This is a genomic window from Neotamlana sedimentorum (genome assembly GCF_000943565.1).
Classification (GTDB): domain Bacteria; phylum Bacteroidota; class Bacteroidia; order Flavobacteriales; family Flavobacteriaceae; genus Neotamlana; species Neotamlana sedimentorum.
Map to the genome: position 1 here is coordinate 1 of NZ_JTDW01000017.1, position 22703 is coordinate 22703.

At 32.1% G+C, this 22703-nt stretch carries 20 protein-coding genes and 1 other RNA gene; 14 read left to right on the forward strand and 7 right to left on the reverse strand.

What is annotated here, in order from left to right:
* A partial coding sequence (locus PW52_RS15130; RefSeq protein ID WP_044633826.1) for an Ig-like domain-containing protein occupies positions 1–2579 on the reverse strand: 2579 nt, incomplete at its 3' end.
* A 400-nt stretch (positions 2580–2979) separates the two neighbouring features.
* Here PW52_RS15130 and PW52_RS15135 point away from each other — a divergent pair.
* The 4 genes from PW52_RS15135 to PW52_RS15150 all read left to right on the forward strand — a co-directional run bounded on the left by PW52_RS15135 (position 2980) and on the right by PW52_RS15150 (position 7195).
* The gene (locus PW52_RS15135) at positions 2980–3465 is read left to right on the forward strand and encodes a SixA phosphatase family protein (protein WP_044633827.1); all 486 of its coding nucleotides are present in this window, start codon (positions 2980–2982) and stop codon (positions 3463–3465) included.
* A gap of 94 nt (positions 3466–3559) precedes the next feature.
* Positions 3560–5623, forward strand: a complete 2064-nt coding sequence (gene ppk1, locus PW52_RS15140; protein ID WP_044633828.1) for a polyphosphate kinase 1 — start codon at positions 3560–3562, stop codon at positions 5621–5623.
* 1 nt (position 5624) lies between these two features.
* Complete coding sequence (locus tag PW52_RS15145) at positions 5625–6530, forward strand: Ppx/GppA phosphatase family protein (protein ID WP_044633829.1); 906 nt, start codon at positions 5625–5627, stop codon at positions 6528–6530.
* Positions 6531–6616: 86 nt separating this feature from the next.
* The gene (locus PW52_RS15150; protein WP_044633830.1) at positions 6617–7195 is read left to right on the forward strand and encodes a porin family protein; all 579 of its coding nucleotides are present in this window, start codon (positions 6617–6619) and stop codon (positions 7193–7195) included.
* On the opposite strand, the gene miaE is transcribed toward PW52_RS15150, so the two are convergent.
* The 3 genes from miaE to dnaX are packed head-to-tail and all read right to left on the reverse strand — an operon-like array spanning position 7192 to position 10071.
* Positions 7192–7773 (reverse strand): tRNA-(ms[2]io[6]A)-hydroxylase, encoded by a 582-nt coding sequence (gene miaE / locus PW52_RS15155; RefSeq protein WP_044633831.1) that lies wholly within the window; start codon positions 7771–7773, stop codon positions 7192–7194. The two genes, PW52_RS15150 and miaE, sit on opposite strands and share 4 nt — an antisense overlap.
* A gap of 2 nt (positions 7774–7775) precedes the next feature.
* Positions 7776–8363 (reverse strand): hypothetical protein, encoded by a 588-nt coding sequence (locus tag PW52_RS15160; protein ID WP_044633832.1) that lies wholly within the window; start codon positions 8361–8363, stop codon positions 7776–7778.
* Positions 8356–10071, reverse strand: coding sequence for a DNA polymerase III subunit gamma/tau (dnaX, locus tag PW52_RS15165; RefSeq protein ID WP_044633833.1), 1716 nt, complete (start codon positions 10069–10071; stop codon positions 8356–8358). Before dnaX ends, PW52_RS15160 begins: the two co-directional genes overlap by 8 nt.
* A gap of 255 nt (positions 10072–10326) precedes the next feature.
* Here dnaX and rnpB point away from each other — a divergent pair.
* Positions 10327–10676, forward strand: an RNA gene (gene rnpB / locus PW52_RS17245) — RNase P RNA component class A.
* 117 nt (positions 10677–10793) lie between these two features.
* Here the strand turns inward: rnpB and PW52_RS15170 are convergent.
* The 3 genes from PW52_RS15170 to PW52_RS15180 all read right to left on the reverse strand — a co-directional run bounded on the left by PW52_RS15170 (position 10794) and on the right by PW52_RS15180 (position 13168).
* The gene (locus PW52_RS15170) at positions 10794–11630 is read right to left on the reverse strand and encodes an OmpA/MotB family protein (RefSeq protein ID WP_044633834.1); all 837 of its coding nucleotides are present in this window, start codon (positions 11628–11630) and stop codon (positions 10794–10796) included.
* A 105-nt stretch (positions 11631–11735) separates the two neighbouring features.
* On the reverse strand, positions 11736–12725 hold the full coding sequence (locus PW52_RS15175; RefSeq protein ID WP_044633835.1) for a glycosyltransferase family 2 protein: 990 nt from the start codon (positions 12723–12725) through the stop codon (positions 11736–11738).
* A complete protein-coding gene (locus tag PW52_RS15180; RefSeq protein WP_044633836.1) occupies positions 12722–13168 on the reverse strand; it encodes a type I restriction enzyme HsdR N-terminal domain-containing protein in 447 nt (148 codons plus the stop codon). The genes PW52_RS15175 and PW52_RS15180 overlap by 4 nt, the downstream gene beginning before the upstream one ends.
* 102 nt (positions 13169–13270) lie before the next feature.
* On the opposite strand from PW52_RS15180, the gene holA reads away from it, so the two are divergent.
* The 9 genes from holA (at position 13271) to sppA (ending at position 22702) form a co-directional block, all read left to right on the forward strand.
* Positions 13271–14275 (forward strand): DNA polymerase III subunit delta, encoded by a 1005-nt coding sequence (holA, locus tag PW52_RS15185; RefSeq protein ID WP_044633837.1) that lies wholly within the window; start codon positions 13271–13273, stop codon positions 14273–14275.
* 3 nt (positions 14276–14278) lie between these two features.
* Positions 14279–14944, forward strand: a complete 666-nt coding sequence (locus PW52_RS15190; protein WP_044633838.1) for a uracil-DNA glycosylase — start codon at positions 14279–14281, stop codon at positions 14942–14944.
* 486 nt (positions 14945–15430) lie between these two features.
* Positions 15431–16270 carry a 1,4-dihydroxy-2-naphthoyl-CoA synthase gene (locus PW52_RS15195; RefSeq protein ID WP_044633839.1) on the forward strand — a complete coding sequence of 280 codons (840 nt, stop codon included), beginning with the start codon at positions 15431–15433 and terminating at the stop codon, positions 16268–16270.
* Position 16271: 1 nt separating this feature from the next.
* Positions 16272–17174, forward strand: a complete 903-nt coding sequence (gene menA, locus PW52_RS15200) for a 1,4-dihydroxy-2-naphthoate octaprenyltransferase (RefSeq protein ID WP_044633840.1) — start codon at positions 16272–16274, stop codon at positions 17172–17174.
* An 11-nt stretch (positions 17175–17185) separates the two neighbouring features.
* A complete protein-coding gene (locus PW52_RS15205) occupies positions 17186–17863 on the forward strand; it encodes a metal-dependent hydrolase (protein ID WP_044633841.1) in 678 nt (225 codons plus the stop codon).
* A complete protein-coding gene (locus PW52_RS15210; RefSeq protein WP_044633842.1) occupies positions 17864–18901 on the forward strand; it encodes an o-succinylbenzoate synthase in 1038 nt (345 codons plus the stop codon).
* Between the two features lies 1 nt (position 18902).
* Positions 18903–19835 carry a CPBP family intramembrane glutamic endopeptidase gene (locus tag PW52_RS15215; RefSeq protein ID WP_044633843.1) on the forward strand — a complete coding sequence of 311 codons (933 nt, stop codon included), beginning with the start codon at positions 18903–18905 and terminating at the stop codon, positions 19833–19835.
* Positions 19836–19849: 14 nt separating this feature from the next.
* Complete coding sequence (locus tag PW52_RS15220) at positions 19850–20920, forward strand: AMP-binding protein (protein WP_044633844.1); 1071 nt, start codon at positions 19850–19852, stop codon at positions 20918–20920.
* An 18-nt stretch (positions 20921–20938) separates the two neighbouring features.
* A complete protein-coding gene (gene sppA / locus PW52_RS15225; protein WP_044633845.1) occupies positions 20939–22702 on the forward strand; it encodes a signal peptide peptidase SppA in 1764 nt (587 codons plus the stop codon).
* The last annotated feature ends 1 nt before the right edge of the window (position 22703 follow it).

Here is a 22703-nt window from a genome sequence, read left to right on the forward strand (position 1 = left end):
AATGTTACGGTAGCGCTACCAGTTTGTCCACACTCATCAGAGATTGCGTTATAATCGTTAGACCAAGTGATTGTAGAACACGCATCGGAAGCAGCGGCACCACCATTAGAACTTAACCAATTGTTAAGGTCAGTTGTATTACCATTCCCATCACATTCTACGGTTAAATCACTAGCAGCAGTATCGATAGTAGGCGCGGTATTATCTTCAATAGTAAATGTAGCCGATGTAGTTGTCTCGTTACCACAATCATCAGTAGCTGTAAATGTTACGGTAGCGCTACCAGTTTGTCCGCACTCATCAGAGATTGCAGTATAATCGTTAGACCAAGTGATATTTGCAGAACAAGTATCAGAGGCCAGGGCATTACCGTTATTATTTAACCAATTGTTAAGGTCAGTTGTATTACCACTCCCATCACATTCTACAGTTAAATCGCTAGCAGCAGTATCGATAGTAGGCGGGGTGTTATCTTCAACAGTAAAAGTAGCTGTAGTTGAAACAGAGTTTCCACAAGCATCCGTAGCTGTAAAGGTAACCTCTCCACTTCCTGCACTTCCGCAATCGATATCTAAATCAGAGAAGTTGTCCGACCAAGTTATAGCTGTACAACTATTAGCTACTGTAGCTCCACCGTAACTAGTAATCCAGTTAATTAAATCAGCCGAATTATCGCCATCACATTCTACTGTTAAATCACTAGCTTCTGTTAAAAAACTTAATGCTGTTTGATTACCACCGGTATGTGTAATTGTTTCATCCTTTAATTTATTACCACATTCATCTAGAACATCGTAAGTATAAGTTAATGTCCAAGAACAATCATCTCCTGTAATTTCAGTATTTGTTAAGGACACAGATACGTTGGTACAATTATCTGAATAACCAGAAGCAACAGTAGCCGCATCGAAAGGTGCATTTGTTTCGGCATCGGCTGAACATGAATTAATTCCTGTCTGACCACTCGGTGCACTACCTGTTGGAGCAGATAGGTCACTCCCAGAATAAACAATTGTTTCATTTTCTAGTTTATTCCCAGAAAGATCAACAACATCATAAGTGTAAGTTAAGGTCCAACCACAATTATCGCCTGTTAAAGTTGTATCGGTTAGGTTAATAGTTAGGCTTGTACTACAATTATCAGAATAGTTTGTGGCTATAGTGGCTGTATCAAAAGTATAAGTAGATTGCGCATCATCGCTACACAAATTAATTCCTGTTGCTCCGGTTGGAGCTGTTCCAGTAGGGACTTCATTATCATTTATTAGTTCGGCATCAGAATCGGCCGACCTAACACATGAAGTATAAGCACTTTTAACAGTAACCGTGTAAGTCCCTTCAGCTAAACCTGTAAATAAAGTTGATGTTTGATAATTAACACCATCAATTGAATATTGATATTGATTAGGATCTGTATCAGAATTTAGTGGACTAGTTACGGTTAAAGAAAAATTATCGTTACCACCGCTACAATCAATATTATAAGTTGGTGCTGGTGGTAAATCTACATAAGATAAAGTAACGCTGCCAGTATCACAAACCGAAGTATTAGGAGGAGGTAGGCATAATTCATATGTAAATGTTACATCACCAGTAAAACCAGGATTTGGCTCATAAGTATAAGTACCATCAGTATTAAATACAAAAGACTCTCCAGTATTAGTAGGAGGGGAGATTAATTTGTACTTAGAATTTTGTGGTTCATTGTTTAAAATGTTTAAATCTCCGTTATAAGTTTCATCTAAACATTCAATTAATTGCTGATCTACAGCATATTTTTGAAGTAAGAAGAACTTACCATCGCCATGATCGTTAGTTGCACCAATAAACTCAATTCTAGTAATACTTGAGCCGGTAGGAGCTAAATCATTTAAGTAAAATAATGCAATAGCAATAGTTTGCCCATTATTATTGACACGGCCAGATCTCCAGTAATCTGAGCCCGTTACAGGAGGCTGAAAGACACTGCCGTAATGATTTCCATTATTAATAACAAAGGTTTGTCCTAGTTTTTGTTCTGGTCCGCCACCAACAGGGATGCCATAAACTTCTACATAAAAACAGTTATTGCCTCCTCGCTCAGTTACAGCTAAAACTCCACCGTCGTTTGATGGAATTGGATCACCATAACTTAGTGTTTGCCTTTGTACCGTAGTATTTAATGCTGCCGTGTAGTCTCCACAAATATTTGCTCCATTTGGATTGGCAGCAAAATAATGATTTAAGTTTTTATCCTGAAACGCATCAAGAGCCGCCGCATTCCATGCAGGATTTGCACTATTAAACGGTTTAGTAATACCATTTTCTATTAATTGATTTGTAGCGTGATTACTCGTACCTATTTCCAAATCGTAAGAACTAGGCACAACAAAGGTATTATATAGAGTTCCATCGATGGTTAAAGATTCGATTGTGGCAGGATTTAAATTTGATACTTGAGTATCGGACCACTGAAAGGTAACACCGGTTTGAATTGATGGAGCTTGTGCATATAAACCATGTATTAAAAAGGTAAAAACCATAAAGGTTAAAACTTTAAAGCTTTTTAATAATGAAACATAATAGTACTTATTTTTCATACTTAATTTATTAGTTTAGATAGACTAAGGATATTATGTTCATTTTTTTAAATGAACATAAGCATAAATGAAATTTTTATATAAATATATTGAAGGGAAAAACATTAACACAAAACACTGATATAGAATGTTACGGATATGTCTAAAGTTTAGATTTAGGGTCATAATGTGAAATTTTGTAGGTATAACAAAACAAATCATCTCATATGTTTATTTGAAAAAAAAATGTTAAATCACTTATAAAATCGTTTAAAAGTTATTGCAGTACAGATTATCGGCATAAAAAGCTGTATAGCGATTCAAATATTTATCATTTTTTTAATAATTTTATAAGCAAATATCATGAATTATATCGATTTAAAAACATTTATCGACATATAATATCTTTTTATCGATAAATATGAAAAAACTAATAATAGTTCGGCATGCTAAATCTTCTTGGGAGCACAATGTGAGTGATCATGAGAGACCTCTTAATAAAAGAGGTTTTAACGACGCAGATTTGGTTTCTAAATACTTGATTAATTTAAAATTAAAATATGATAAGTTAATTTCTAGTGATGCTATGCGAGCTAAAACTACAGCCAATATTTTTATTGAAAACTTAAAAATTACCAAATCAATATGCTTTTTAGATCATAATTTGTACGATTTTTCAGGAGAAAAATTGATTCAAGTTGTTAGGGAATGCCCAGATTCTGTTAATAATTTAATTATTTTTGGTCACAATCATGCTATAACAAGTTTTGTGAATTTATATGGGGATGTTTATGTTGATAACATACCCACATGCGGAGTAACTATTTTAGAGTTAAATATTGAACAATGGGACAACTTAAAACCCGGAAAAACTTTTAGAACTATTTTCCCTAAACATTTAAAATAATTTTCTGTTTTAGTAATTTCGTATCATTATATTAACTTACATTTAAGTTTAAATAGAATATATTTGTTTTCCTATAAAAAATCCAAACAATTAAATGAGTAAAACAGAAACTATAAGTAATAGTTATGTAAACAGAGAAATAAGTTGGCTACAATTTAATGCTAGAGTATTACAAGAAGCATCAGATGAAACCGTTCCTTTAATTGAAAGGTTTAGGTTTTTAGGGATATTTTCAAACAATTTAGATGAATTTTTTAAGGTGCGATATGCTACGGTAAAACGTATAGTTGAAGCTGGTAAAGGCGCTAAAAATGAATTAGGAGGTATTAAAGCAAAAGAACTTCTCGAAATAATTACTCAAATTGTTATAAAACAACAAAGTGAGAGCTTAAAAATTTTAAGCGATATTCAATTAAAATTAGAAAGTGAAAATATTTATGTTATCAATGAGAATAACATAAGTGGGAATCAACATGATTTCGTTAAAAATTATTTTTTCCGAAAAGTTTTTCCTGGTTTAGTTACTATTATTTTGAGCGATGAAGTTAATATTCCAAATTTAAAAGATAGTGCAGCCTATTTAGCGGTAAAATTGCAAATGAAAGACAATAGTAAGCAGTTTGCTCTTATTGAAATACCTAAATCAATCGATAGATTTGTTGTTTTACCAAGGCAAGCAGGTAAAAACTATATTATAATGATTGATGATTTGCTACGTTATTGCTTATCAGATATTTTTAATATTTTCGATTACCGAAACATCTCTGCTCATATGATTAAAATTACTAGAGATGGTGAGCTTGATTTCGATAGCGATTTAAGTAAAAGTTTTATAGATAAAATATCAGATAGTGTAAAACATAGAGAAATAGGAGAACCCGTGCGTTTTGTTTACGACAAAACTATTGATGAGGACACTTTACAGTATTTAATGAATAAAATGGGTATAGATAATACCGATAGCATAATTCCTGGAGGTAGATATCATAACCGTCGCGATTATATGGGATTTCCAAGTTTAGGGCGAACCGATTTAATGTATAATAAAATTGAAGCTTTACCTGTTAAAGGTTTAAGCCTACAAGAAAGTATTTTTAATGCTATTGCCCATAAAGATTATTTGCTTCATACTCCTTATCAAACCTTTTCTTATGTTGTTAAGTTTTTACGTGAAGCCGCGCTCGATCCTAAAGTAAAAACCATTAAAATTACGATTTATCGTTTAGCTGAGATATCTCATGTTGCAAGTTCACTTATAAATGCTGCTATTAATGGCAAACAAGTTACTGTGGCTATAGAACTTCGAGCTAGGTTTGATGAACAAGCTAATATTGAATATGCCGAACAAATGAAAGGTGAAGGCGTAAATTTAATTTTTGGTGTTGCAGGCTTAAAAGTGCATAGTAAGATGTGCGTTATAGAACGTGAAGAAAATAAAAAAATAAAACGATACGGCTTTATAAGTACAGGTAATTTTAACGAATCGACGGCCAAAATTTACACCGATTATACACTTTTTACATCTAGTCAAAAAATACTTAAAGATGTGAGTAGAATTTTCGATTTTTTCCATACCAATTACCGCATTCAACGTTATAAACATTTAATTGTATCACCACATTACACACAAAAATCATTTTTTAAATTAATTGATAAGGAAATTGATATTGCTAAAAGTGGTGGAGACGGATCTATTCGTTTAAAAATGAATAGCCTTTCAAGCTACACAATGGTAGATAAACTTTATGAAGCTAGTAGAGCTGGGGTGAAAATACAAATGGTGGTTCGTGGTATTTGTTGTTTAATTCCAGGAGTTCCAGGTATGAGCGAAAATATTGAAGTTATTAGTGTAATAGATAAATTTTTAGAACATTCTAGGGTTTATATATTTGGTAATGATGGTGATACAAAAGTATATATAGCTTCTGCTGATTGGATGACCAGAAATATTGAAAATAGAGTAGAAGTAACTTGTCCTATTTACGATGAGGACGTTAAAAAAGAAATAATAGAAACTTTCGAAATAGGGTGGAAAGACAATGTAAAAGCTCGTTTAATTAATCAAAAAGAGGAGAACACGTATAGACAAAATAATAATGAAAAGGTAAGATCGCAATTTGCCATTTACGATTATTACGTTAATAAATTAAAAGAATAGCATGCTATCTATTAAAAAATATGCGGCTATCGATATTGGTTCGAATGCCGTGAGATTACTCATTTCTAATATAATTGAACAAAAAGATAGACCGGTTCAATTTAAAAAAAACTCATTAGTTCGTGTGCCAATTCGCTTAGGTGCAGATGTGTTTATTAAAAATAAAATATCGAAGGAAAACACACAACGCATGCTAGATACTATGTTAGCATTTAAAATGCTAATGAAAACACATAAGGTAGTAAAATACAAAGCATGTGCAACTTCTGCAATGCGAGAATCCGAAAATGGAAGAAAAATTGTTGATTTAATTTATGAACATTCAGGAATTAGTATAGATATTATTGATGGAGAAGAAGAAGCAGCTATTATTGCAGCGACTGATTTAAACAAGTTTATAGACCAAACCAAAACCTATTTATACGTAGATGTGGGAGGAGGTAGTACCGAGTTTACAATTATAGATCAAGGTAGGCAAAAAGCATCTAGGTCTTTTAAAATAGGTACAGTAAGATTATTAAATGACATGGTGCAAAATGAAACTTGGCAAGATTTGCAGGTTTGGATAAGTAAATATACTATGGGGTATGATAAAATTGATGTAATTGGCTCAGGTGGAAACATCAATAAAATTTTTAAAATTTCAGGAAAGGCCATAGGAAAGCCATTGTCTTTTTTTTACATGACATCATATTATAATACTTTACAGCGCTACTCATACGAAGAACGTATTACAGAATTAAACCTAAACCAAGATAGAGCTGATGTAATAATTCCAGCTATGCGTATTTATTTAACGGCTATGAAATGGAGTGGCGCAAAAAATATTTACGTACCTAAAATTGGTTTGGCAGATGGAATTATAAAAAGTATATATTACGATACGGTTTCAAGTAATACACAGTAAAATTTTGCATTTTACCTTTTATTGTTGTAATTTTTTTTGATATTCCTATATATTAGCTTATAACTTTATTCCCAAACCTATTGATTATGAATAAAATATTATTTGCAGCGTTATTACTTATGGCATCTTATAGTTTTTCACAAAGTATAGATTCTACAGATGTTCAAGCTCCTGAAAAAAAAATACCTATGTTTAAGGGGGTAAAATATGGCGTTCGCGGAGGCTATAATATTTCTAATTTAGATTTTAAGGAACATCCCTCGGTATCTAACAAGCATAGAAATAGTATTTATTTTGGCGCTTTCGCGGAAATTGCTTTATCAAATAAAGTAGCTGTTTCACCAGAATTACAATTTTCGGCTGAAGGAGCAAATGAAGAAACCTTGCATTTGGATTATATTCAGATGCCAATTTTATTAAATTTTAGAATCACCGAAAAAATTAGCGCTGGTTTAGGGCCGCAAGTTAGTTTAAAAGTTCACAAATACGAAGATGGAGTAAAAAACTTTGCGTATTCTGGAGTTGGTGGTGTAACATATAAAATTAATTATGCACTTTTTGCCGATGTTCGTTATACTTACGGAATTAGCAATATTTTCGACGACAAATTAAGTATGGAAGCCAGAAACACCAATATACAAATTGGGGTTGGTTATAAGTTTTAACCGTGTATTGTTTCTTTTTTACTTAAGTTTTTCATTATTTTAGCTTCGTAGTCTAAAAGATCTTGCCATTTTTTATCAACTTCCTTTCGGTCTCCATATTGTCTAGCAAAACCTAAAAACATAGTGTAATGGTTAGCTTCGCTTACCATTAGGTTTTTATAAAAAGTAGCTAATTCTTTGTCATCTAACTCTTCCGATAATAAGCGAAATCGTTCACAACTTCTAGCTTCTATTAAAGCAGCATAAAGCAAACGATGTACTAATTGTGTTGTTCTGCTGCCTCCTTTAGGGAAAAACTTAAGTAGCTCGATTACATAATCGTCGCGACGGTCTCTACCAAGTACCCAACCACGTTTAATAATAATGTCGTGCACCATTTTAAAATGGCTAATTTCTTCTTTAACTAAAGCTGTCATTTCTTGAACAAGCTCGGTATATTCTGGAAAGCTAACAATTAACGAAATAGCTGTACTTGTCGCTTTTTGTTCGCAAAAGGCATGGTCTGTAAGTATTTCTTCAATATTTTTTTCTACAATATTTACCCAACGAGGGTCTGTTGGTAATTTTAAGCCTAACATAATTATATAATATTTTGCGTTAGTTGTTTTTCTTTAATTTGTATAATTCCAAACTTATTAATTGAAATTACAAAGTCTCTATAATTTTCTGTTTCAGGAATATGAAATGCTGTGTTTAAACAAATTGTGTTTTTGGTTGATGCTTCAAAATCTATCCAAACATACTGCAATATAGCTTTGTTAAAAAAATCATTATTTTCAAAATTACTAAAACTAGATTTATTTACTAAAAATTGATGGGGTAAACTATTATTTTTTGAGACTGTAATTTGCGCCTCAAAGTTTTTATACTCAGTTTTTTGCAGCGTGTCATTTTTGCTTAGTTTGTCTATAATTAGTGGAGCGTCTTCAATGGAATGGTAGTTAATTTTGATATTGAAGCCATTGTTTAAAATAGTATCGGTTATAATTATAACAGGTTGTTTGGGTATGTAATTTATTGTTTCACTAAAGTTTTTAAGTAGGTTGTTTTCTTTTAAAACTTCGGCATTTGTTTTATAAATTCTTGATTGGCCATCATTACTAAAAAATGCTATTGCTAACAGAATTACTAAAAGAGGTAGAATGCGGTATTTTAAATTTTTAAACATCTAAATCGAAGGTTTTTCTTAAAAGGGCTATGTTTGGATTTTTCTCTTTAAGCTTCTCGAATTTTTCTTGGCCTGTATATGCGTATTTTTTTTCTAAGACTTCGTTAATTTCTATGTTAAGGGAAATATCGTAATTACTTAGTGTTTTTCTAATGTATTGCAATAAATCGTGTTGCGAACGTTCTACCTCAATTTTATTGGTTTCGTTAGGATAAACAACATGTATTTCTGTACTGCTTTTTAGTTTAGGTTTGTCAATATTTAAAATTGATGCTAAATTATGTTTTCCTTTTTTCTTTATTATTTCCACATATTCGTTCCAGGTAGCAACTAGGGCTTTCTCGGTAAATGGTTCTTTTGGTAAATCATCCTCATTTACAACAACTTCTTTTTGTTTTTCTAAATGATTTTTTTTCGCTCGAATACTACTTAGCGATAAACCTGATGAACGTTTGGTTTGTGCATTTAAAATTATTTTTGGCGTTTTGTTTTCTTGTGGTTCAGGTTGTTTTGTTTTACTAGTAGTTTGAGTTGGTTGTGCTTTTGCTGAAGATTCTTCAACCTTTTTTACGTCTACAAGTACAGGTTTTACACCTAGTTTTTTAAAGTAAGAAGCAGGAATTATGTAATGTCTGCTATTTTTTTTTTCTCCATCGAAAGTGATAGAGGCCAATTGCATTAAACAGAGTTCAACGAGTAATCGCTGATTCTTACTGGATTTGTATTTGAGATCGCAGTCGTTTGCTAAATCGATTCCTTTTAATAAAAAGTCTTGCGAGGCTTTTTTAGATTGCTCTAAATATTTGGTTTTTGTTTCATCGCCAACTTCTAGCAACGGAATTGTTTCTGGAGCTTTACAAACTAATAAATCTCTAAAATGTGATGCTAAACCAGCAATATAATGGTGGCCATCGAAACCTTTTGATAGGGTGTTGTTAAAATGCAATAATAAATCTGGTATTTTGTTTTCCAGAATTAAATTGGTGCTTTCAAAATAAGTTTCGTAGTCTAAAACATTTAAGTTCTCGGTTACGGCTTGTCGGGTTAGGTTTTTACCTGAAAAACTCACCACACGATCGAATATTGATAAGGCATCACGCATGGCGCCATCTGCTTTTTGAGCAATAATATGTAGTGCATCGTCTTCGGCGGTTACACCTTGCTCTTCGGCAATGTATTTTAAGTATTCTTTAGCATCGGTTACCGTAATGCGTTTAAAATCGAATATTTGACAACGCGATAAAATGGTTGGTATTATTTTATGTTTTTCGGTAGTTGCTAGTATAAAAATACAGTGTTTTGGTGGCTCTTCTAAAGTTTTTAAAAAGGCATTAAAAGCGGCTTGAGATAACATGTGTACCTCGTCGATTATATACACTTTGTATTTACCTACTTGCGGTGGTATACGAACTTGATCGGTTAGGTTACGAATATCATCAACGGAGTTATTTGATGCGGCATCGAGCTCAAAAATATTGAAAGCAAAGTCTTCGTCTTCGTTTTCTTGTCCGTCGCTATTTATCATTTTTGCCAAAATACGTGCACAAGTGGTTTTACCAACTCCACGTGGCCCTGTAAATAATAGGGCTTGGGCTAAATGATTATTCTCGATGGCATTAAGCAAAGTATTGGTTATAGCCTGCTGTCCTACAACGTCTTTAAACGTTTGTGGGCGGTATTTACGTGCAGATACTATAAAGTGTTCCAAGGTTTATTTTTGCTTTTTTGTGGATAACAAAGTTAAAAATTCATGTTTAGAATTTAGAATATTAAAAATAGATTTTAATAGGAGTTATTAACAATATTTTTTATCGTGCAAGCTGCATTAGGGATAGCAGTGGAAAGCCCACAGCGAGGTACGAGCGCGGACTTGTAATGAATAGCCCGACCCCTTGTGGGTAATGCCATAATTATTATTACGGATTTTGTTGTTTTGTGGTTGTTTTGTGTTGTATTTTTGCGGCGAGTAGATTGCCTTATCGCTAAATGCCCAACTTGATTGGGTATTTAGAGGAAAGTCCGAACACCGTAGTGCAACATAGTGGTTAACAACCACCAGTCGTGAGGCTAGGAAAAGTGCAACAGAAAGTATGTACAGGTAATGCTGTAGTGAAACCGGGTAAACTCTATGTGGTGCAATGTCATGTAAACCAACGTTTGAGGGCGGCACGCTCGATTGTTGGAGGGTAGGCAGCTAAAGTGTACTGGCAACAGTGCTCGCAGATAAATGATAGGGTAGTTCTGACTTGTTATGGAGAGATCCTGAAACGAGTTCAGGATGAACAGAATTCGGCTTATAGATTTACTTAAAAAAACAAGAAGCTATCTTTTTAAAGATGGCTTTTTTGTTTGGAACTGATGTGTTAAAATTTTGTACAAAAAAAAGCCCAACCTGTTGGTTGGACTTAATATTTTGTTGTTTAGAAACGGTTAGTTACCTGCTTCCAAATTTTTCATTTCTTTTTCAATCATATCGTAAAACTGATCGATTTTAGGTAAAATAACAATACGCGTTCTACGGTTTTTAGCACGGTTTTCGGCAGTATCGTTATCTACTAATGGCACGTAGTGGCTACGACCAGCAGCGATTAACTGGCTTGGGTTAACTTCTAAACTTTCTAACACACGAATAATAGAGGTAGAGCGCTTAACACTTAAATCCCAGTTGTCTAATAAAGGTTCTTTACGGTATGGTACGTTGTCTGTATGACCTTCTACCATACACTCGAAATCTGGTTTGCTGTTTACTACTTTAGCAACTTTTGCAAGTACATCTTTAGCTTTGCTTGTTACGTTATAGCTTCCGCTTTGGAATAATAATTTATCGGCAATCGAGATAAAAACAACACCTTTTTCTACGTTTACTTCAATATCTGGGTCGTTAATACCAACTTCACGCTTTAAACTTGTAACTAAAGCAAGTGTTACGCTGTCTTTTTTAGTAAGCGCATCTTGTAAACGGGTAATTTTTAAATCTTTTTCTTTTATGCTTTCAAGCGTTTTTTCAACGTTGCTGGCTCCTTTAGCCGATAGAACTTGTAAGTTTTCGTTATACTTGCGTAAGTCTGCAATTTGCTCTTCTAGAGCAGTAGATCTTGCTGTGGTTGAAGCTTTTTCTTCCAAACAAGAGTTTAATTTTACGGTTGCAGAGTTAAGCAAATCTTCTTTCTCGTTGAGTTTCGCTTGTAAGTCTGTAAATTGTTTTTTTGATACACAAGAACTTAGTGCCAACATAGCCGATACACCGAGTATTAAAACTTTTTTCATAATAATGTTATAGGATTAATTTCTGTTAATTTCTCTTTAGATTCACACAAAAATATATAAAAAAGAGTTGAATTTAACATTTTAACAAAACTTTTGCTATCCAAATTACAATCTGTTAAAATGCTTTATTTTCCTTAAGAAATATGCAACAACAATAGATTTTTTATGATAATATGTTACCTTATTTTTCATTAATTTACGTTGTTTAAGTAAAATATTACAATGTTTGTAAAAAGCAAAATGTGCTTTTATTATAGCGATTGTATGTTTGGGCTTAAATTCGAGCGCAAATTTTATGCCAGCGACACCGTCTAATAACATTCTTATAAAAATTAACTGAAACAAGCTACCTTTAGCATTTTTAGTTAAAGTATATAAACTATTTCTAAAATTAAGATACGTTTTTTGAGGATTTGCAGCATTTAAAGTGGCTCCACCAACATGATAAACAACAGATTTGCTAATATATTTTATACCGTAACCATAGTTTTTAGCACGCCAACATAAATCTATTTCTTCCATATGAGCGAAGAAGTGTTCGTCAAAACCATGTAAATCATTAAAGGTCGAACTTTTAATGAACAAACAGGCGCCGGTTGCCCAAAAAATGTCACAATTGTTGTTGTATTGTCCATTGTCCTTCTCAAGTGTATTAAAAATGCGTCCTCGACAATAGGGAAATCCGTATTTATCTATGAATCCACCAGCAGCCCCAGCATACTCAAAAAATGTTTTATCTTTATAATCTAATATTTTGGGTTGAATAATAGCTGTGTTTGGATGGTTATCAAATTCTGATAAAATAGGTTGAAGCCAATTTTTTGTAACTTCTACGTCATTGTTTAATAAGCAAAATATATCCGCATTAATATGTTTTAAAGCATCGTTATAGCCTTTGGCGTATCCGCCATTTTGGTTGTTTATAATTATATTTACCTCTGGGAAGGTAGTTTTTAAAAATGGAATAGAATCATCAGTCGATGAGTTATCAGCTACATAAATATCGGCCTCAGTGGAATTAATTATTACAATTGGTAAAAACTGTTTTAATAAATGTTTTCCGTTCCAATTCAGTATTACAATGGCAACTTTCATAATGAATAATTGGGAATGTCGGTTAAAAAGTTATAACATTCATTTTTTAGGTCCATAGCACAATAATAATGATTTAAACCATTGGTGACCATTAGATAATTAGCTTTTAAATTTAAATTATAACGCGCAATTTGATCGAAAGTGGCTTGAGTAATATTTACGTTCGGTGCTTTGCATTCAACTATTAATTGAATACTTCCATTAGATTTAAAAACCACGATATCGTAGCGTTTTCTCAAATCATTAATAATAATTTCTTTTTCAATATTTATTAAAGAAATAGGATAATTTTTTTCGTGTATTAAAAAGTTAACACAATGCTGGCGAACCCATTCTTCGGGTTGTAAAATCACAAATTTTTTACGAATACTATCGAAAATAGAAACTTTATTTTTGCTATTTTTGAATCGAAACGAATATGTTGGGAAATTAAGCTTTTGCACTAGGCAAAGTTATAATTATAAAGTTATTTTGGGTGTTTTTCTGCTGAAATAATTACTGAGAAATTTACAATTTTAGGTTTCATAATTTTTAATAATTCAAGTTTGGACGAAGTAAAACAACTGGTAACTGATATTAAAAACGGTCAATTAAAACCGATTTATTTTTTAATGGGAGAGGAAGCTTATTATATTGATAAAATTTCCGATTTTATTGAAAACACTGTATTAACTGAGGAAGATCGCGGGTTTAACCAAATGTTGTTGTATGGTAGGGATGTTACAATTGAAGATATTGTAAGTAATGCAAAACGTTATCCAATGATGGCTGAATACCAGGTTATTATTGTTAAAGAAGGGCAAGATTTATCTAGAAATATTGAAAAATTGGCAAGTTATGCAGCTAATCCGCAGCCAACTACGATTCTTGTAATTAACTATAAATATAAAAAGATTGATAAGCGCAAATCGTTATATAAAACCTTAAAAAAAACAGGAGTTATTTACGAGAGTAAAAAGCTTTACGAAAATCAAGTAGCCGATTGGATTCGACGTGTATTATCTCCAAAAAAATATACCATTACACCAAAAGCGGCGCAAATGCTGGTAGAGTTTTTGGGTACAGATTTAAGTAAAATAAATAACGAGCTAGAAAAATTGCAAATTATTTTACCTAAAGGTACCGAAATTAATCCTACGCATATTGAAGAAAATATAGGTATTAGTAAAGATTATAATAATTTTGAGTTACGTAAAGCCGTTGGGGAGCGCAATATTAAAAAGGCTTTTAGTATTGTAAATTATTTTGCAAATAATCCAAAAGATAATCCTATGGTAGTTACAGTAGCTTTACTTTTTAATTTTTTTTCACAATTGTTATATTTTCATGGGTTATCAGATAAATCTCCTAGAAATGTAGCTTCTGCTTTAAAAGTAAACCCATATTTCGTAAATGAATATATTAACGCAGCCCGAAATTTCCCAATGCGAAAAGTAAGTACAGTAGTAGCTACTTTACGAGAGTTTGATGTAAAAAGTAAAGGTGTTAATGCTAATGCTGTGCCACAAGGTGATTTATTAAAAGAATTACTTTTTAAAATTTTCAATTAGAGTATGAAAGTAGATATTCACCAAAGTTGGTTGCCATATTTACAAGAGGAATTTAACAAACCCTATTTTAAAAGTTTAATGGAGTTTGTAAACGAAGAATACCAAACACATGTTTGTTTTCCTCCAAAAAACGAAATATTTAACGCTTTTAATGTTTGTCCTTTTAATGACGTTAAAGTAGTAATTATTGGACAAGATCCGTATCACGATTTTAACCAAGCTAACGGATTATGTTTTTCGGTAAATGATGGTATAAAACACCCACCGTCTTTAGTTAATATTTTTAAAGAAATTGAAGCCGATTTAGAGATTCCGTATCCAGAAAGTGGCAATTTAATGCGTTGGGCTAATCAGGGAGTGTTACTTCTTAATGCTACATTAACAGTAAAAGCACACGAGGCTGGAAGCCATCAAAACAAAGGTTGGGAAATCTTTACAAACACTATAATAAAACAGTTAAATAAAAATAAAAACAACCTTATATTTTTACTTTGGGGTGGTTATGCAAAGCAAAAAATAAATTTAATAAATACCAAAAAAAATCATGTCCTTACATCAGGACACCCATCACCATTAAGTGCTAATCGAGGTTATTGGTTTGGAAACAAGCACTTTAGTAAAACTAACTTCCTGTTGGAGCAAGCTCTTCATCAATCTGTGAAGTGGTAATTTCTGGTCTTAAAACAACAGGTTTTTTGTTGTTTGGTTTAGAAATCTTATTGCAACTAAATTTAAGCAATAACATATTAGTTAAAATTAAAGTTGATAAGACTAGTGTAATTGTTAAAATCATACAAATTCGGGTTTTATTTTTTAGTTTAAATGCTTAAAATAACGGTAAAATACATGTTTTTCGTTTTACGCTCGTTGTTTTATGTTAAAAAAACTACAACAAAAATATATAATTAGTATTATTTTTAGCTGTGGAAATCCCTCATTTCTTGCATTTTTATAGGATATATAATTTAATTCACGGTTTTGTGATAGATTCATAAAAAATTAATTAAAAATTTGTTAATTAAGTTTCGTGTTTTTATTAAAATAGACATGATTTCCTTACGAAACACAAAAAAATGTAAGTAAAACACCTTTATGATTATACTTTTTAACTTATCAATTTGAAAATAAAACTTACTTTTGATTAAAATAAAATTTATGAAAGAACCTAAATGGGTAACCGTAAAAGAGTATACGGATATTACATATAAAAAATACAATGGAGTGGCAAGAATAGCCTTTAACAGACCAAATGTTCGTAATGCCTTTCGTCCAAAAACCACAAGCGAACTATATGACGCATTTTATGATGCTAATGAAGATGTAAGTATTGGTGTTGTATTGCTTTCAGCAGAAGGACCATCAACCAAAGATGGCGTTTACAGCTTTTGTTCTGGTGGCGATCAAAAAGCACGTGGCCATCAAGGTTATGTTGGAGAAGATGGCTATCACCGCTTAAATATATTAGAAGTTCAACGTTTAATTCGTTTTATGCCAAAGGCAGTTATTGCCGTTGTTCCTGGTTGGGCCGTTGGTGGTGGGCACAGTTTACATGTGGTTTGCGATTTAACTTTGGCTAGTAAAGAACATGCTATTTTTAAACAAACCGATGCTGATGTAACGAGTTTTGATGGCGGTTACGGTTCGGCATATTTAGCTAAAATGGTTGGACAGAAAAAAGCAAGAGAAATATTTTTCTTAGGAAGAAATTATTCTGCGCAAGAAGCTTACGAAATGGGCATGGTAAATGCTGTAATTCCTCATGACGAATTGGAAAGTACAGCCTACGAGTGGGCTCAAGAAATATTAGCAAAATCACCTACTTCTATTAAAATGTTAAAATTCGCAATGAATTTAACCGATGATGGCATGGTAGGGCAACAGGTTTTTGCTGGTGAAGCAACACGTTTAGCTTACATGACAGATGAAGCTGTTGAAGGTAGAAATGCTTTCCTTGAAAAACGTAAGCCTAACTTCGATAAAAAATGGATTCCTTAATATGAATAAATTTTCGGTATGGATTTCAGCAATGCGTTTACGAACGTTACCATTGTCGGTTTCCGGAATTATTTTAGCTTCATGTTTAGCGCAATATAAAGGTGTTTTTAATTGGAGTATTTGTATTCTAGCTATTATAACAACTTTAAGTTTTCAAATTCTATCCAATTTCGCAAACGATTATGGCGATGGTGTAAAAGGAACAGATAATGCCGAACGCATAGGGCCAGAACGTGCTATTCAATCGGGGAAAATAACACCAAAACAACTTTTTAATGCCATAAAAATAAATATCGTAGTGGCTTTGTTATTGGCAGTTGCACTCATTTATATGGCTTTTGGTTCGCAATATATACTTTTAAGTGTATTGTTTTTAGTATTGGGTGTAGCTTCAATTATTGCAGCCATGAAATATACAGTTGGCGAAAATGCGTATGGCTACAGAGCTATGGGAGATATTTTTGTTTTCATTTTTTTCGGATTAATAAGTGTTTTAGGGTGTTATGCATTATTTGCCAAAACCCTTCATTTTATTGCCGTTTTACCTGCTTTTGTGGTGGGTTTGTTAAGTACTGGTGTGCTTAATTTAAATAATATGAGAGATAGAATTCCAGACGAAAAAGTAAATAAAATTACTTTAGCTGTTAAACTAGGTGCGCAAAAGGCCAAATTGTATCACTATACGTTAATTGGTATGGCATTAGGTTTGGCTCTAATTTTTGGAATTATTTATTATAAAAATCCTCTAAATTTAATATTTTTAATAGCTTTTATTCCTATAATAAAACATGTATTAACAGTAGTTAAAAACACCGAACCAGCACAGTTAGATCCAGAGCTGAAAAAATTAGCATTATCAACGGTTTTATTAGCTATATTAATGGGAGTAGGGCAATTATTTTAAAACAATAAAAAATGAAAATTACATTTTATGGTCATGCCTGTTTAGGTATTGAAATAGATGATATTAGTATTATTGTTGATCCGTTTATAATACCAAACGAAAAAGCTTCAGCAATTAATATAGAAAATTTAAAAGCAGATTATATACTAATTACTCACGGGCATCAAGATCACATTGCAGATGTTGAAGCTATTGCAAAACGAACAGATGCTACTATAGTTTCAAATTATGAAATTGCAGTGCATTATCAAAATAAAGGTTTTGAAGCGCACCCAATGAATCATGGTGGAAAATGGGATTTTGAGTTTGGCTCTGTAAAATATGTAAATGCCATTCATACGTCGTCTTTTCCAGACGGAAGTTATGCTGGGCAACCAGGAGGTTTTATAATTGAAAGTGAGCATAAAAACATATACATTGCTGGCGATACTGCTTTAACTTACGACATGAAGTTAATCCCTTTAAGCACAAAATTAGATTTAGCAATTTTACCAATAGGAGATAATTTTACTATGGGTATTGACGACGCTATTCTTGCAAGCGATTTTGTAGAATGTGATAAAATTTTAGGCTATCATTTTGATACTTTTGGTTACATCGAAATAAACCACGAAGAAGCAAAACGTAAATTTTTCGAAAAAGATAAAGATTTAATGCTTTTAGAAATTGGTGAATCTATAGAATTGTAAATGATTACAGCAAACTACAAACAATACATTCTTAACTTTAAACAACCCAGCGGTACATCGCGAGGTATTTTAAGAACTAAAGAAACCTGGTTTATAATTCTTGAAGAAGATAATAAAAAAGGGATTGGCGAATGTGGTTTGTTTCGAGGACTTTCTATTGACGACAAACCTAATTATGAAGAGAAATTGCTTTGGGTTTGTAAGAATATCAATTTAGGATTATCTGAGTTATTAGAAGCTTCAAAAGAATTCCCGAGTATTCAAATGGGTTTAGAAATGGCTTTTAAGTCACTTGAAGCAGAGGATTCGTTTTCAATTTTTCCATCAAAGTTCACAAAAGGTGAAGCACAAATTAATATTAACGGATTAATTTGGATGGGAAGCGAAGCTTTCATGAAAAAGCAAATTGAAGACAAAATTAAAGCTGGGTTTTCATGTATTAAAATGAAAATTGGAGCTATCGATTTTGAAACGGAAATCAATCTTTTAAAATCTATAAGACAAAGTTTTTCAAAAACAGATATCGAACTTCGAGTTGATGCCAATGGTGCTTTTTCGCCACTTGAAGCTTTAGAAAAACTAAAAAGATTATCAGTATTAGAACTTCATTCCATCGAGCAGCCAATTAAACAAGGTCAAATTGAATCTATGGCAAAATTATGCGAGCAAACACCGTTACCAATTGCTTTAGATGAAGAATTAATAGGTGTGTTTTCTGTAACAAACAAAGCACAATTGCTACAAACTATAAATCCGCAATATATTATTTTAAAACCAACTTTAGTTGGCGGATTTAAAGGTAGTGACGAATGGATAAATTTAGCTGAAAAAAATAATATGGGTTGGTGGATTACTAGTGCTTTAGAGAGCAATATTGGTTTAAACGCCATTGCACAATACACTTTTAAAAAAAAAACAACAATGCCACAAGGCCTAGGCACAGGCGGTTTATTTACTAATAATTTCGAGAGTCCGTTACAAGTTAATAATGGTAAATTAAGTTTTAATAAAAACGTATTATTTAATTTTAATTTATAAAATGAATTATATACAACAAGCTTACAAAGGCAAGCGTGAATTATGGATGTTTTTGTTAACAGCATTTTTAATTTCAGGAATATTTATATTAAATTTTATAATGTTTCTGTTTACAAGTAAAGAAGATATGGAAATGCTTTACGATTCTATGAAAGCCATTCCATCAAACATATCTTTAGTTGCAAATTTATTACCGTTTGCTTTTTTACTCGGTTTGTTATTCGTGTTAGTTCGTTATATGCATGAGCGTAGTTTACTATCGCTTACAACAACGCGAAAAAAAGTCGATTTTAAACGTATTTTTCTGGCTTTTTTCGTCATCGTTGTGCTAACTGTAGGTTCGTTTGCAGTATCTTATTATGCCGATCCAAGTCAAATTGAATTTCAGTTTAAACCAGTAAAGTTTGCCATTCTTTTTGTTATAAGCATTTTACTTTTTCCATTTCAAATCGGGTTAGAAGAATATTTGTTTCGCGGCTATTTAATGCAACATATTGGTGTATTAGTTAAAAATAAATGGTTTCCGTTAATTTTTACTTCGGTAATGTTTGGTATAGCGCATAGTGCGAATCCAGAAGTAGCAGAAATGGGCTATATTACTATGGTTTTTTATATTGGAACAGGATTGCTTTTAGGAATTATGACCTTAATGGATGAAGGTTTAGAGCTTGCGTTAGGGTTTCATTTAGGAAATAACTTAATGGCTGCATTGTTAGTTACCAGCGATTGGTCTGCATTACAAACCGATGCTATTTTTAAATACACAGCTGAAGAAGCAAATACAAGCATAACCGAAATTTTACTTCCAGTTATCGTATTTTATCCAATAATTCTGTTTATTTTTTCAAAAGTTTACAAATGGAGTAATTGGAAAGAAAAACTGTTTGGAAAAGTAGAAGAACCTTTAGAAGAAAACTATAAAATAATCGAATAATTAAAAGCTTAGCTATGACACCAACTTACAAAAACGTCCATTTAAAATTTAAACTCGATGGCCTTAGTTACAAGTACGATGATTTAATGGAAATCGCTTATAATTATGTAAAGGAAGGTTATCCTTTTCAGCAAGAATTAGGGGAGTTTTTGTTAGATTGGTTAGATCAACATGACTATGTTGAAGTAAATACATCTGGCTCAACTGGTAAACCTAAAAAATTAAAAATAGAAAAAGCAGCTATGATAAATTCTGCTTTAGCTACAGGCGATTTTTTCGGATTAAAACCAGGCGATAAAGTGCTTAACTGTTTACCTTCAAATTTTATTGCAGGTAAAATGATGATGGTTCGCGCCATAATTTTAGGACTAGAAATAGATATGTTGGCACCAACATCGAAACCTGTTATCGATTACGATAAACCATATGATTTTTGTGCATTTACACCTATGCAGCTTAAAAATTTTGATACATACATCAATAATATAAAAACTATAATTGTTGGTGGAGGCATGGTTTCTAAGCCTATAATTGAGTCTATTCAAGACAAAAAAGCTAATATATACGAAACCTATGGCATGACTGAAACCGTAACACATATTGCGGTAAAAAAATTAAATCATATCAAAAATCCTTTAACAGATAATTATTTTAAAACTTTACCAGACGTTACCGTTTCAACAGATGATAGAAATTGTTTGGTTATAGATGCGCCTAAAATTTCATCGGAAACAATTGTAACTAACGATATCGTAAAAATACATTCCAAAAATAGTTTTGAGTGGTTAGGTCGCTTCGATAATGTTATAAACTCTGGTGGTATAAAATTGTATCCGGAGCAAATCGAGAAGAAGCTTCAAAACAAAATAAAAGAAGAGTTTTTTGTGACCTCGATACCAGACGATACTTTAGTAGAAAAGTTAATTCTATTAATTGAAACGAAAGAAGAAAATTTCGATACTTCGATTTTCAATGCTTTAGATAAGTATGAAAAACCAAAAGAAATTATTAAACTGCCTAAGTTTATTGAAACAGCTTCAGGTAAAATTCACAGACAAAAAACACTTAATTTAGCCAAATTTTAGTGTAAATTATATTTAAATATGAACTTTATAAAACGCGTTTTTTCTACCGTTGTTGGTATTATTGTATTCTTAGTTTTATGTTTTTTTGCAATTTTAGCCCTCGGCATGTTATTGGGCTCAGGACAAGATGAAATAGTAAAACCAAAGGCAAATTCTGTTTTAGAGCTTACTTTAGATTTTCCTATTAAAGATTATGCAGGTAAAATTAAATTTCCAGAATATCCATTTTTAGACGAACAAGAAAAAAACGGATTATTTAATATTATCGATGCGATACATTATGCTAAAACCGATGATAATATTAAAGGTATTTCTATCGATAATAATTTTATAAATGCTGGTATAACACAAACTAAAGAACTTCGTAAAGCATTACAAGATTTTAAAGAATCTGGTAAGTTTGTTGTGGCTTACGCCGATATTTTTACTCAAAAAGATTACTATTTAAGCTCAGTTGCCGATTCGGTTTATTTAAACCCTGCAGGAATGATGGAGTTTAAAGGTTTATACAGCGAACATTTATATTTTAAAGATTTTCAAGAGAAAACAGGTTTAAAAATGGAAGTTATTCGTTTAGGAAAATACAAAAGTGCTGTAGAGCCTTATCTTGATAATGTAATGAGCGATAACAACAGAGTGCAAATAAACGCTTATTTATCTTCACTTTGGACTGAAATTAAAAGCGATATTTCTGTTAGTAGAAATATTCCCGTTGAAACTTTAAATACCATTGCAGATAGTCTGTTAGGAAGAAATCCAAACCTAGCATTAACAAATGGATTAATTGATAAAATAGCCTATCATGACGAGTATGTTTATGCCATGAAGCAAGCTATTGGAGTTAGTGAAACTAAAGCATTAGAAACTATAACAATTGAGGATTATTCCAACTATGCGGCTACAAAACTACCTATAAATTATAGTGCAAGTAAAATTGCAGTTATTTATGCCGAAGGAGAAATAATTTATGGAGAAGGAGACGAAAATAATGTCGGACAAGGCACTATGACAGCGTCGTTACAAGAAGCAAGAAATGACGATAAAATTAAAGCCGTTGTTTTAAGAATTAACTCACCAGGAGGAAGTGCTTTGGCAAGCGAACTTATTTGGCGTGAAATAGAACTTACCAAAAAAGTAAAACCAGTTATTGTTTCAATGGGAAATTTAGCAGCTTCGGGCGGTTATTATATAGCAAGTAATGCAGATAAAATTATAGCAGAACCAACTACAATTACCGGAAGCATTGGTGTATTTGGTATGTTACCAAACGGAAAAGCTTTAGCTGATAACATTGGTATAAACGCAGAACAAGTAAAAACTAACGAAAATGCCGTTACATATAGTTTTTTTGAACCGTTAGATGACACACAGCGTGCATTTATTAAAGAAGGTGTTTTAGATATATATGATTTATTTACAAAACGCGTTTCTGATGGTAGAAGTTTAACAAGAGAGCAGGTTGAAGCCATTGCGCAAGGACGCGTTTGGACGGGTGCCGATGCTTTAAATATTGGTTTGGTTGATGAATTAGGTGGTTTAGACTTAGCGTTAAAATACGCGGCTGAAGCTGCTGAACTAAGCGAATATAGAAAAGTAGAATACCCAATTTTTGAAAAAGATTTAGATAGAATTCTAGAAAGTTTCGGAATTGTAAAAGCTAAAGAAACCTTGTTAAAAGAAGAGTTAGGAGAGGAACAATATAAAATGTACAAGAAAGTAAAAGCCATTTCAGAGAAAAAAGGAATTCAATTATTATTCCCTTTCGATACTGAAATAAAATAAC